Raw genomic sequence first — 11,977 nt, forward strand, 5'->3', positions numbered from 1 at the left:
GGGTTGTGCTTTCCACCGCGACGACCTCGGGAGATTCGTCAGGCATCGATGCGGTCGAGGAGCGGATCCTCGACGCGGCGCTCGTCCAGTTCGAGCGGGTCGGTGTGCGGAAGACGACCGTCGAAGACATCGCCAAGTCCGCCGAGGTCGACCGCGCGACCGTCTACCGGCGAGTGGGTTCCCGCGACGACGTCGTCAGCGCGGTGTTCGAGCGCGAGGTGCGCAGATTGCTCGACGACCTGCGGCAGATCCCACGGCGCCACGATGCCGTCGACGACATCGTCGTCGACGTGTTCACCACCGTGGTCACCCGCTGGCGGGAGCATCCGCTGGTGGAACGGCTGCTCACGCTGGAGGCCGACCGGATCCTGCCGCAGCTCACCGTCGACGGCGCGTCGTCGTTCGTGCTCGCGGTCGCGGTGTCCACCGAGATTCTCGGAGAAGCGATGGCGGCGAACCGAATTCCCGTCGTCGACGATCTGCCCGCGCGGGTGGAGGTCGCCTGCCGGATCGTGCACTCGCTGATCCTGCAACCCGGCGGCGGCATCGCCACGAGCTCGCCGGCGGAGCTCGCGGCCTTCGCCCGCGCCTACCTGGTCCCGATCATCACCCGGTGACCGGCGCGGACGTGCCGGTCAGAGGAAACGGGCGATGAGGTCTTTCATGACTTCGTTGGCGCCCGCGTAGATGCGGGAGATGCGACCGTCGGCCCACATGCGGGCGATGGGGTATTCCTCCATGTAGCCGTAGCCGCCGTGCAGCTGGACGCAGCGGTCGATCACGGCGGATTGCTGATCGGTGGTCCAGTACTTGACCATGGCGGCGGTTTTCACGTCGAGTGCGCCCCGCAGATGCTTGTCCACGGCCGCGTCGACGAAGGTGCGCACGACCTCGGCGATGGTGGCGCATTCGGCGAGTTCGAACTTGGTGTTCTGCATCGCGAACAGGGGTTTGCCGAAGGCGTGGCGTTGTTTGACGTAGGCGAGGGTTTCGCTGACGGCGGCCTCGATGGCGGCGGCCGCCGCGACGCCACAGATCAGCCGTTCCTGGGGCAGCTGCTGCATGAGCTGGATGAAGCCTTCGCCCTCGGCGCCGAGGAGGTTGGCCTGGGGGACGCGCAGGTTGTCGAAGAACAGTTCGGTGGTGTCCTGGCCCTTCTGGCCGACCTTCTTCAGGATCCGGCCGCGTTCGAAGCCGGGGGTGTCGTCGGTGACTTCGGCGACGACCAGGGAAACGCCTTTGGCGCCCTGGGTGGGGTCGGTTTTGACCGCGATGATGAGCAGGTCGCAGTTGTGGCCGTTGGAGATGAAGGTCTTGGCGCCGGTGACCAGGTAGTCGTCGCCGTCCTTGACCGCTTTGGTGGCGATGTTCTGCAGGTCCGAGCCGGTGCCGGGTTCGGTCATGGCGATGGCGCCGATCCATTCGCCGGAGGCGAGCTTGGGCAGCCAGCGCTTCTTGTTCGATTCCGAGGCGTAGGCCAGCAGGTAATGCGGCACGATGCCGGTGTGCACGCCGAGCTGCATGGCCGAGTCCCCGCCTTTGACCTGCTCGGTGAACAGGACGGCCTCGTGGGCGAAGGTGCCGCCACCGCCGCCGTATTCCTCGGGGATCGACATGCACAGCAGGCCGAGCTCACCGGCTTGCCGGTAGACCTCCCGGCTCGGGAAGCCCTGTTCGGCGAACTGTTCCCGTTGTGGCGCGACGGTGGTGGTGAAGAAGGTGCGGGCCAGTTCGGCCAGGTCGGATAGCTCGCTGTCGATATCGGTCTTGCCTGCGGTGGTCATCGGTTCCTCTCCCTGCCGTCGACGGACTCGGACCAGAGTGGGCGTTCTGTTGGCATTCTGTCAATAGTGCCCGATGTCGGTCTCGCGGGCTCGTGGATCGGGCATGAAGGTGTCGCTCGCGGCCGCCCGATTCCGGCGGATCGGTGAATCTCGCTGGTACCCGGCACAACCGATGCGACGGCGGATCGTGTGGCCGGGCCAAACCTTGTGGAAGATGCCGGGGACCGGTGCGCGGAGCTGTCTATGGTGGCGCGATGTTCGCCGCCCTGAGTGTCTGGATCAGGCTGCTGATCCTCGGGCTCGTCCCCAGCGTGACAACGCTCGTCGTCGGCTCGGTCCTCGCGGCAGGCTCGGTGCGCGACAGCGCAAGGATCGACGCGTGGGCCGCCGATCTGGAGCTGATCCGGCCCGCCGCGGTCGAGCCCCCAGCTCCTCGACACCTTCTTCCGCCTCGATCACCTGGTCACCAGGGAACGCCGCAATGTCGAGCAGCTGCTCGTACTCGGCGGCGGGTAATCGGCCCGGACCGGCCGTTGTGTGACCGCAGGTGTGCACGCTTTCGACGACTACGCCCTGGAGTACCAGATCACCCGGCCCCGCCCCGCCCGCGACGCGCTGGCCGAGGTGCTGCGCCCGCTCGACCACGTTGCGACCCGTGTACGCGTCCGTATCGAACCCTGGCGGGCGTCCACCGCAACGCCCACGACGTTTCCGGTTGATGAGCTGGTCGGGCCTTTGCGGGATCACTGTCTTGATCCGCTTGTCTCGCAACAACGCTCGATTCGCCGTCGCGGCATACGCCTTGTCGGCCAGGACACGCTCGGGTTCCGACGCGGTGGGCCACCGACCAGCCTCGGGGCCGCGATCGCATCGAGCACCTCCGGCAACATAGGCGAGTCACCGGTTTGGCCCGCGGTGATCAACACCGCCAGACCACGACCGTTGCCATCGGTCGCCAAATGAGCTTTGGTGGTCAACCCGCCCCGATGAACGGCCTGTCCCGCGATCAGCCGGCTCATGACTCACCATCCGGGTCGGGAACCCTGCCGTCACCACCACGGGTGTTGGCGCCGTGTAAATGCGAGTACCGGCGAGTGTCAGTGGGAGCCTTCGCGGCGTGCGCAGCCCGTGCGGGTCTGAAGGTGGCGGACCCGATCACCGGCATGAGTATCCCGGGCTGCTCGTCGGATCGACCGCCCTTGACCAACTGGGGCGTCCTCGGCGTCGCGGCGCTGACGACCGAACGGTCGAATAAGCGGTACGCATCGGACTGCGAACCCGCGCCCTCGCGACGGGAACGGGACGGTCGCCCGGACGGAGACCGGCGGTCGGGGATGCCGTGGCACCGCATTCCCGGTATGCCAACCTTCCATTCTTCGAACATCAAGAACTCCTGCAATTTCATTTGCGCACCGCTGCCATGGTCGCAAGAGCTGAATGTCCCGACTGTGTGTGATGTGATCCACAGTCGATTTACGGAATTGCTGATGCGTCGGCGCGTTCCTTTCGATGCGTGACGATACCTGTGCACCCCTGCCGATAGGCGAGCCGACTTCCTGCGCCTTTGCCGGTTGGATTCGGCATCGCAGCGCTCCACGGCTCGACTTCGTGGTGTCACACATTCACCGGCTCGATAACGGATCCCGGCTGCACTCGACCGCTCCTCGTCGTTGTTCTATATCACATAGTTTGCGTTGCTAATAAAAAAGTGCGACGCTCTTATAGCGGAAGTGCATCAAACCAGAAAGCGAAACAATGTCCTCACGAATCACAACGATCGCAACCTCGGCGACAGCCGTGCTGGCCATGATGGTCGCAGGCCCGGCCGTCGCCGTCGCCGCCGCCAGTCCGGGTTCGATTCCCGTCGAAGCTATGCCCGTCGTGTCCGCATCGGCCCCGGACGTCGCGGCGGCACCGCCTGCGCGCCAACCCAGCGCGCCGGTCAACTTCCCCGACTTTGCGCCGGGCGCACCCGAGTCCCAGCAGGCACCGATCATCGACCCAGAATTCCAGCCCTTGGTCGACCAACGCCGACGTGACCTCATCGGTGCGGCGGCGGTCGAGGGCGCAGCCGAAGGCGCGGCCAATGGCGCCGCGCAGGGCGCGCTCATCGGTACCGGGGTCGGCGTCGGCATCGGTGCGACCGCAGCGGCGGCTACCGGAGCGACCGGTGCCGGAATCGGCGCGGCAGCGGGTACCGCGGCGGGACTGGCCATCGGTCCGCCGATCGGTGCGACCGCCGGTGCGACGGTCGGCTGCATCGCCGGAACGCCCGTGCCCATTGTCGGTTGCATGATCGGCACCGTCGTCGGCGGGTCCGTCGGAGGCGCGGCCGGAGCGGTGATCGGCCCGGTCGCGGGAGCCGGCGCGGGTGCGCTGGCCGGCGCCGGTCTCGGAGTCGGCGTCGCGGCGCTTGGCGCCGTTCCGGTCACCGCGATCACCGCCGCTGTAGGCAGCGGCCTCGGTGCGGGGGCGGGAGCCGCCGCCGGAGCCGCGACCGCGGCCGCGCAAGCCAATTCCGCTTTGGCACAGCAGAATCTCGACGACCTCGATCCCTTCGCTTACAGCTATCGGTGACCATCGCACAACGGTCCCGACACAGTCCGTCGTGCATGACGCGCGACCCAGCTACCCGTCCAGGGCGGCCTCGAGAACGGCGAGGTCTCCGTCACGCGGACGGTTGAGCAAACCACCGCGCGTGGTCCGCTTCGCCGCCACGTGCTCCGGCTCGACCGTGGTCGCCGTCAGGTCGACCGTGCCGGCCCGGACGGTGAGTATGAGCCGGCTGATCACGGGATAGGCCGGTCTCGCGGTGGGTTGACTACCAAAGCCCATCGGGCCACCGCCCGCAACGGTCTGATCAGGTCGCCAACCGGAAACGCCGCGGGCGTGGAGGTGGACGCCCGCCCCGCTTCGACTCCGGTGTCTACAAGGGCCGCAATGTGGTCGAGAGGGCGTTCAACGAGGCCAAACACTGGCGCGGCGTCGCGACCCGCTACGACAAGCTGGCCTGCACCTACCGGGTCGGATCGTCATGGCCCTGACCGTCGAGTGGCTCAAGCTTATTGGGAGACATGACCTAGTCGACGATCGCGGCAACGGCCTTGCCGAACAGAATGCCGTTGTCGGGGTTGCTGGTGCTGGTCAGGGCCGCGGTGAGGTTGTTCGGGTCGACCGTTGTCGGCACACCCATCCGGACGATCACCAGGTCGCGGCTGGGAATCATCACGACGAACTGGCCGAGCGCGCCGGCGAAGGCGTAGGCGTCCGCGGGTAGCCCGGGAAACACCCGGTGCTGGTAGTGGACGGGGTCGGGGACGTTCACGCCACGGTAGGTCTCGCCGGAGTTGAGCCACCACAGGAACCCGTAGCCGCCATTGGCCGCGGTCGGGGTGGTGCCCTGCCGGATGAAGTCGGGGTCGACGAGCGGGCGGCCGTTCCAGCTTCCGCCGCGCAGCAGCAGTTCGCCGAACCTGGCCAGATCGGTGGGCCGCATCGACAGCCCGCCCGCGACCGAGGTCAGGTCGTCGCGGCCGCGCAGCCAGATCCAGTCCGCGCGCTCGATCCCGAGCGGGCCCATCAGCTCGTCCTGCACGAACTGCTGGTAGTCGACGCCGCTGGTCCGCTCGATGATCGCCGGGAGCAGGCCGAGCACGTTCTGCGCGTACTGGAACGTGGTTCCCGGCGCGAATTCCGGTGTCGCGGACAGCGCCTGCTCGACATTGCCCTCGGTCGCGGTGATGTCGCCGGCCCAGCTGAACTGCAGCCCGGTGGTCTGGTTGAGCACCTGCCGCACCGTGATGGCGGCGTGCGCCGCGTCGGCGTCGGGGAAGAACCGGCCCAGCGGGTCGTCGATACCGAAGAGGCCGAGGGTGACCGCCCGGCCGACCGCGACCGCGGTGACCCCCTTGCTGGCGCTGAACAGCGGCATCGGCACCGATCCGGTCACCGACTCGGCGCCGACCAGGCAGCCGTGCCGGTACAGCTGCACGGTGTGCGCACCGGCCCCCATCCCGAACCGGATGGCCTCGTCCACTGCCGCCGGATCCATCCCCACCTCGCCGGGATCGCGGAGTTGGGGCTCCTGCCCTGCCGCTGGTGCGGCGCACCGGATCTGCTCGGCCGCGGCGCCGGGCTGCGGCGTGGCGAGCAGCGCGACGACCGTGAGGCCTGCTGCGGTGACGATCGTGCGTCGGGCGGTGCGCATCGGCGAAGTCTCCTGTCGGGGAAGGTTTCCGGTCCGGTCGACGGATCCATGCTGACTCGAGGGCGGACAAGTCTCGCACCCGGTACGGCGATCCACAAGGAGTGGCTGTCGGACGCCGGGTGACCTCACAACCGCGCGAGCGTCCCGATGACCGGGAACGCCCACCGGAACCCCGGCCGTTCCGGTCGTAACGTGCGGGCGACAGGCCACAACGTGAGAGGAATCTGAAAATGGATCTTTCGGGAAAAGTCGTGCTGGTCACCGGTGGGGCCCGCGGACTCGGCGCGGCGTTCGCCCGCGGGATCGTCGCCGCGGGCGGCAGCGTCGTGATCGGTGACCTCCTGGCCGAGGAAGGCACGGCGGTCGCGAAGGAACTGGGGGAGCGCGCCCGGTTCACACACCTCGATGTCACCGACCCGCAGTCGTGGCAGCGCGCGGTGGAAACGGCGGTCGAGGCTTTCGGGTCACTCACCGGCCTGGTCAACAATGCCGGGGTCACCGCGTCGGGGGTGCCGATGGTCGAGGAGCCGCTCGAGACCTTTCAGCGGGTCATCCAGGTCAACCTGGTGTCGGTGCAGATCGGGATCAGCGCGGTGGTGCCCGCGATGCGCACGGCGGGCGGCGGCTCGATCGTCAACATCTCCTCGGCCGCCGGGCTGGTCGGTCTCGCCCACACCGGCGCCTACGGCGCGGCCAAGTGGGGCGTGCGCGGACTCTCCAAGGTGGCCGCGATCGAGCTGGCCGGTGACCGGATCCGGGTGAACTCGGTCCACCCCGGCATGGTCCTCACCCCGATGACCGCCCCGACCGGAATCAGCCCGGCGGACGGTGGTTTCCCGAACGCCCCGCTGGGCCGGGTCGGCGACCCCGGCGAACTCGCCGGCGCGGTGACCTACCTGCTCAGCGACGCCGCCTCCTACACCACCGGCGCCGAACTGGCCGTCGACGGCGGCTGGACCGCCGGCCCCCCGATCGTGCGGGTGAACGGGTAACTCGCGGAGTGCGGCACCCAGGTCACGGCATCACCTCCGCGAAGGTGCCTTCGACGATCACCGCGTCGGCGGGGAGCGGACGGGTCAGCGACCAGGTCGGGGTGAAGTGGCACTTCGACATCCGCCACCGGCCGTCCTCGATCACGTACTCGTCGTCGTACTCGCCGGTGGTGAGGGTTTCGGTGCGTTCGATCAGGTTGAGCTGACGGAAACGCAACGTCCAACGGCCGATGGCGGTTTCGGGCCCGGTGCGGGTGATCTCGGGGTGCATGCCGTGGTGCATGTCCAGCACGGTGTGCTTGCCGTCGACGGTGTGCAGGGCGATCCTGGTGAAGATCCGCACCATCGGCTCTACGTCGTCGAAGGCGCCGAGTGGGCCGTAGTCGATGCGGGCACCGGACCGGATGAAGCATTCGCGGAAGGTCTTCGGGTCCTTGGCGTCGCAGGCGCGCCAGTAGCGGTATTTGAGGCGTTCGATCTCGGCGATCTGCTCGATCGTGTCGATGCGCTGGGCGAGGTCGTCCACTATCACTCCTTGGTCGTGCGGTGCGCGGTCAGTCGATCACGGCGGCGGAGAACTCCGGCGGGTTTCCGAGCATCGGCCGGTGCGACGGTGGTTGCCTGTCGTCGGTGTCGGTGACGCCGAGCTCCACGGCGAGCTCGGCGCCGATGAGCACCCTGCCGGTCCTGGTCATGAGCTGAGGGTCACGGGCGAGCGCGTCGATGACCCGGCCGACGAATTCCGGCGACTCGGCGGTCGCGGCGAGGCCGTCGTAGGCGCCGGGATTCGCGGCGAAGGCGGCGAGCGTGCGTTCGGTGGTGAGCAGCCCCATCCACAGCGACACGACCGCCACGTTCGCCGGGCGGAAATCCACGGCCATGTCGTGTGCCATCTTGTCCACGGCCGCCTTTCCCGCGCCGTAGGCGGGGCCGTGCATGTAGCAGGTGCCGCCGAACGAGGAGGTGTTGACCACCAGCCCACCGCCGTCGGCGACCAGCAGCGGCGCCGCGAAGTAGGTCGAGACGTAGGTCGAGCGCATCCCCACGTCGAGCAGGTCGAGCAGGCCGAGCGGCTTCTCCCAGAACGGGCCCTTGTCGGTGAGCCCGTCCGGCAGCGCCAAGGCGTTGTTCACCAGCAGGTCGAGCCGCCCGTGCTCGGTCCGTACCCGCTCGAACAGCGCCTCGACCTGGGTATCGTCACCGTGATCGAGCACCACCGGGACACCGTTGCCGCCGCGGCGGGTGATCTCCTCGGCGGTGGCGTACACCGTGCCCGGCAGCGTGGCGTCGCCTTCGTTGCGGGTACGCCCGGTGACATACACCGTCGCCCCGGTCGCCCCCAGCGCTGTCGCGATGCCCTTCCCGGCGCCGCGGCTGGCCCCGGTCACCACGACGATCCGTTCCGAACCCGATCCCATCCCCGGCTCCCTCCGCTGTCGCGGACCCCTGTGGTCCACGTCGCACCCAGGTAACCCGGCGTCGGGATCGAAAGGGCGCCCGCGGTCCACTGACCGGGAGCTTCTGGACTAACCGGAACTACGTCGGTCGCCACCGCGCGCGTTGCCGCTCAGACGAGGGCGCGGGCCATCTCCTCGCCCGCGGCACGGCGCCCGCCCGCGTCGGCGACGATCAGGTCGGCGACGAGCAGCCCGTCGGTGCGGTCGTCGAGTGGGACAGCGAGGTCGTGACCATCGGGGCCGAGGATGCGGGCGACGCCGCTGCCACCACGGAGCAGCCTGCGGCGGTCGGCGTCGACGACCTCCCAGCCGGTCACCGGCACTACCGCGGTCGGGGATATCACATAGCCGCCGCTCGCTCTGGCGTAGCCGCGGGTGATCGAGGTGCTGACGTCCGGCCCCGGCATCCGTGGTGTCCCCGCGTAGATCGTGAAGCCGGGCCAGGACGCGATGTGGATGCCGGCTCCGGCCCTTCGCATGTTCTCGCGCACCGCCGTGCGCAGGTGGTCGGTACCACCGAGCACACCGATCCGGCCGAGCGCGGTGTCCCGGATCAGCGGATCACGTCCGGGCGCGGTGCCGAAGACCGTGCGTTCCACCGAGGTCGGCGCACTCTTGCGGGACACCACGAACCCGCCCTGGTCGTCGATCATCGCCTGGGACATGAAGACCTGGTTCCCGGCGCGCTCGGCGAAGCCGAGACACACGTACACACCCCGACGTCGCGCGGCATAGCCGACGGCCCGCAGCTCCGGCCCGTCCACGGTCATCGCATTGGCCCGGTACCTGGCCAGGATGTCGTCGTCCCAGGCGACCGAACTCAGCCACATCCACCACGGGAACCCCGGCACGAACGTCTCGGGAAAGGCGACCAGGCGCGCGTTCTGGTCCGCCGCGGCCTCGATCCACGCGATCACCTGATCCACTCCGGCGGACAGGTCCAGCCACTTCGGCTCGGCCTGCACCGCCGCCACCCGCACCCTGCTCGACATGGTTCTCCTCGTTCCCGCTGTGACACCGTGCATCAGGAAAGACACCCGACACTCCCGGACCTCACGCAGCCACGGATGAGACGACGATCACCGCATAATCTGCGTGAGTTCTGCCCACGCACCGTGTCCATTCATCGAGTACTGGCGGAGGAGGTGCGGTGTGACCACGACACCGGCGACCGAGGCAACGCTGGACGACGCGACCCTCGCCGGACGGGCGCGTGACGGCGATGTACGGGCATACGAGCAACTGGTGCTGCGCTACCAGGGGCCCATGTTCCGGCTCGCGGCGAGAATGCTCGGCGACCGGTCCGAAGCCGAGGACGTCACCCAGGAGGTCTTCCTCAACGCTTGGCGCAGCCTGACCCGGTTGCACGACGACGCCGCGTTCGCGGGCTGGATGTACCGGATGACCACCAACCGGTGCCTCAACATGCTGCGCGGGCGCCGCCCGACCGCCGATCTCGATCCCGAGACCACGGCCTCGACCCGGACCGAGACCCGCCCCGACCACGCGACCGAGGTCAGCAGCCAGCTGGCCGCCCTGACCGACGCCCTGCAACAACTGACACCGCAGCAGCGCGCGTGCTGGCTGCTGCGGGAAGTGCACGGCCGGTCCTATGACGAAATCGCCGAGATCGTCGGCGCGAACAACACCGCGGTACGCGGGCGGATCGCCCGGGCTCGTGCGCAACTGGCAGAGGTGATGCAACCATGGCGATGACCACCGACGACGACTACCTGCTGCCGTGCGGGCGCGATGTCGAACAGATGTGGGAGCGGCTGGCCGAGCCGGACGCCCATGAGCAACGGTGCCCTGACTGCCGGGCAGCGCGCGAGAGCCTGCTGACGCTGCGCGGGGCCACCCGTGCCCTGATCGACGAGCCGGATCCACCCCCGCCCGATCTGTTCGGCCGGATCATGTCCGCGGTACGGGCCGACGTCCGGCGGGGCAGGGCGCTCACCGTGGACACCACCGAACCCGGCTCCGTCCAGGTCAGCGCGGAGGCGGTCGCGGTGGTGCTGCGCTACGCCGCCGATACCGTCGACGGCGTACGCGCCCGGGGTTGCCGGGTGCGCGGCGTCGACGGCGACGACGGTACGGACGGTCTCGCGGTGTCGATGACGGTCGCGGTGCGCCATGCCGCGCACCGGATCGAGGACCTGGTCGCGACGGTTCGCGAGCGAGTGCACGCCGCGGCGAGCGCTCGGATCGGCGTGCGCGTCGTCCGCCTCGACATCGTGGTCGCCGACCTGTACGAGGAGGATACGTGACCGGACCTGGCCTGGACGCCGAGCTCGTCGTCGGCACCCCGGTGATCGCCGCCGTCGCCGCCGCGACCGCTGTCCGGGTGCCGGGCGTGGCCCGGTTGGAGCCCGGTGTGCTCGGGGTGCTCGGTCACTACGCGGGGGCCGGGAGCCAGCTGTGGAGCGGGCTGCCCACCGCGCCGACCGCCGGTGTCCGGGTGCGCCGCGCGCAGGGCAGGCTGACCGTGCAGATCGACCTCGCGCTGACGAGCGACGCCGAGGTGGTGCGGGTGGGCCGCGCCGTCCAACGCGCGGTCGTCCGGGCTGTCGCGGACGCGACCGGTGAACAGGTCGATTCGGTGACGATCTCCGTGCTCGACATCGACCCGAGGTGACCCGTGAACTCAGCAACCGAAGACCTGCTCGCGGGCATCGTCGCCGTGCTCGACGAGCTGCCCGACGTTCATCCCGCGGTGCCGATGGGGGTACGTCCCAGCCGCTGGTTGCCGTGGGAGCCCTACCGTTTCGCTGTCGACCTCGCCGCGCACGGAGTGGAGATCCGGATCGTCGCGGCGTCACTGCCGCTGTCGGCCCTCACCGACCGGATAGCCGCGGCGATCCGGCCGCGGCTCGCCGGCAGCGCGTGGGCCGAGGCGAGCGTGCGGGTGCATGTCGTCGCGCTGCACGCCGACGCGGTGTCCACCGGATGCGACCCAGATCACGATCGTGGGCCGTGAGGTTCCGGGCCCGCCGGTGTCCTACTTGATGTCAGATCGTCCGTCGTTGGAGCACAACACAATCGGGAGACAACATGAGCACCACTGTCGAGAACACCAAGACCGTCGAGAACACCAAGACCGTCGAGAAGACCGCGGCAGGCCGCAACGCGACCGATCGCGGGTCAGCGCTGGCCACCGAGCAGGGCACGACGACCGTCGCGGACACCGTCGTGCAGAAGATCGCGGGCCTGGCCGCGCGGGAGGTCCGTGGCGTGCACGACCTCGGCGGCGGTACCGCACGCGCCATCGGCGCGCTCCGCGACCGCATTCCCGGTGGTTCCTCCAGCATCGGCCAGGGTGTCTCGGTCGAGGTCGGTGAGACGCAGGCCGCTGTCGATCTCGAGATCGTCGTGGAGTACGGCGTCTCCATCGCCGAACTCGCGAAGGCGGTGCGCCGCAACGTGATCACCGCGATCGAGCAGATGACCGGTCTGGAAGTCGTCGAGGTGAACATCAACGTCAACGACGTCTATATCGAAGACGACACCGAGCAGCCGTCCCGCGACCGGGTGCAGTGA

General features: G+C 69.0%; 15 protein-coding genes. 9 read left to right on the forward strand and 6 right to left on the reverse strand.

Features of this window, described 5'->3' with window-relative positions; translation table 11 throughout:
• The first annotated feature begins 5 nt into the window (after positions 1 to 5).
• Positions 6 to 617 (forward strand): TetR/AcrR family transcriptional regulator, encoded by a 612-nt coding sequence (locus ACFOW8_RS22705; RefSeq protein ID WP_378553406.1) that lies wholly within the window; start codon positions 6 to 8, stop codon positions 615 to 617.
• Positions 618 to 635: 18 nt separating this feature from the next.
• Here the strand turns inward: ACFOW8_RS22705 and ACFOW8_RS22710 are convergent, their stop codons facing one another.
• A complete protein-coding gene (locus tag ACFOW8_RS22710; protein ID WP_378553408.1) occupies positions 636 to 1,784 on the reverse strand; it encodes an acyl-CoA dehydrogenase family protein in 1,149 nt (382 codons plus the stop codon).
• 537 nt (positions 1,785 to 2,321) lie between these two features.
• Between ACFOW8_RS22710 and ACFOW8_RS22715 the strand changes: the two genes are divergently transcribed.
• The gene (locus tag ACFOW8_RS22715) at positions 2,322 to 2,747 is read left to right on the forward strand and encodes a hypothetical protein (RefSeq protein ID WP_378553410.1); all 426 of its coding nucleotides are present in this window, start codon (positions 2,322 to 2,324) and stop codon (positions 2,745 to 2,747) included.
• 734 nt (positions 2,748 to 3,481) lie between these two features.
• On the opposite strand, the gene ACFOW8_RS22720 is transcribed toward ACFOW8_RS22715, so the two are convergent.
• A complete protein-coding gene (locus tag ACFOW8_RS22720; protein WP_378553411.1) occupies positions 3,482 to 3,730 on the reverse strand; it encodes a hypothetical protein in 249 nt (82 codons plus the stop codon).
• Between the two features lie 70 nt (positions 3,731 to 3,800).
• Here ACFOW8_RS22720 and ACFOW8_RS22725 point away from each other — a divergent pair, with 70 nt between their 5' ends.
• Complete coding sequence (locus ACFOW8_RS22725) at positions 3,801 to 4,361, forward strand: hypothetical protein (RefSeq protein WP_378553413.1); 561 nt, start codon at positions 3,801 to 3,803, stop codon at positions 4,359 to 4,361.
• 502 nt (positions 4,362 to 4,863) lie between these two features.
• Here the strand turns inward: ACFOW8_RS22725 and ACFOW8_RS22730 are convergent.
• Entirely contained in the window at positions 4,864 to 5,991 is a 1,128-nt protein-coding gene (locus tag ACFOW8_RS22730) for a serine hydrolase domain-containing protein (protein ID WP_378553415.1), read from the reverse strand.
• Between the two features lie 230 nt (positions 5,992 to 6,221).
• Here ACFOW8_RS22730 and ACFOW8_RS22735 point away from each other — a divergent pair, with 230 nt between their 5' ends.
• The gene (locus ACFOW8_RS22735; protein WP_378553417.1) at positions 6,222 to 6,983 is read left to right on the forward strand and encodes a glucose 1-dehydrogenase; all 762 of its coding nucleotides are present in this window, start codon (positions 6,222 to 6,224) and stop codon (positions 6,981 to 6,983) included.
• Between the two features lie 22 nt (positions 6,984 to 7,005).
• Here the strand turns inward: ACFOW8_RS22735 and ACFOW8_RS22740 are convergent, their stop codons facing one another.
• From ACFOW8_RS22740 to ACFOW8_RS22750, 3 genes are all read right to left on the reverse strand, one after another.
• Positions 7,006 to 7,512 (reverse strand): nuclear transport factor 2 family protein, encoded by a 507-nt coding sequence (locus ACFOW8_RS22740; protein ID WP_378554642.1) that lies wholly within the window; start codon positions 7,510 to 7,512, stop codon positions 7,006 to 7,008.
• A gap of 25 nt (positions 7,513 to 7,537) precedes the next feature.
• A complete protein-coding gene (locus ACFOW8_RS22745) occupies positions 7,538 to 8,401 on the reverse strand; it encodes an SDR family NAD(P)-dependent oxidoreductase (RefSeq protein WP_378553419.1) in 864 nt (287 codons plus the stop codon).
• A gap of 149 nt (positions 8,402 to 8,550) precedes the next feature.
• Positions 8,551 to 9,432, reverse strand: coding sequence for a nitrilase-related carbon-nitrogen hydrolase (locus ACFOW8_RS22750; protein WP_378553421.1), 882 nt, complete (start codon positions 9,430 to 9,432; stop codon positions 8,551 to 8,553).
• Positions 9,433 to 9,592: 160 nt separating this feature from the next.
• Between ACFOW8_RS22750 and ACFOW8_RS22755 the strand changes: the two genes are divergently transcribed.
• The 5 genes from ACFOW8_RS22755 (at position 9,593) to ACFOW8_RS22775 (ending at position 11,977) form a co-directional block, all read left to right on the forward strand.
• Positions 9,593 to 10,156, forward strand: coding sequence for an RNA polymerase sigma factor (locus ACFOW8_RS22755; protein WP_378553423.1), 564 nt, complete (start codon positions 9,593 to 9,595; stop codon positions 10,154 to 10,156).
• Positions 10,147 to 10,707: an Asp23/Gls24 family envelope stress response protein gene (locus ACFOW8_RS22760; RefSeq protein WP_378553424.1), complete on the forward strand. Its 561-nt coding sequence runs from the start codon at positions 10,147 to 10,149 to the stop codon at positions 10,705 to 10,707. Before ACFOW8_RS22755 ends, ACFOW8_RS22760 begins: the two co-directional genes overlap by 10 nt.
• On the forward strand, positions 10,704 to 11,075 hold the full coding sequence (locus ACFOW8_RS22765) for an Asp23/Gls24 family envelope stress response protein (RefSeq protein WP_378553426.1): 372 nt from the start codon (positions 10,704 to 10,706) through the stop codon (positions 11,073 to 11,075). The genes ACFOW8_RS22760 and ACFOW8_RS22765 overlap by 4 nt, the downstream gene beginning before the upstream one ends.
• A gap of 3 nt (positions 11,076 to 11,078) precedes the next feature.
• Positions 11,079 to 11,417 carry a hypothetical protein gene (locus tag ACFOW8_RS22770; RefSeq protein ID WP_378553428.1) on the forward strand — a complete coding sequence of 113 codons (339 nt, stop codon included), beginning with the start codon at positions 11,079 to 11,081 and terminating at the stop codon, positions 11,415 to 11,417.
• A 74-nt stretch (positions 11,418 to 11,491) separates the two neighbouring features.
• Positions 11,492 to 11,977, forward strand: coding sequence for an Asp23/Gls24 family envelope stress response protein (locus ACFOW8_RS22775; protein WP_378553430.1), 486 nt, complete (start codon positions 11,492 to 11,494; stop codon positions 11,975 to 11,977).

It is taken from the genome of Nocardia rhizosphaerae (assembly GCF_042650365.1).
GTDB lineage: Bacteria > Actinomycetota > Actinomycetes > Mycobacteriales > Mycobacteriaceae > Nocardia > Nocardia rhizosphaerae.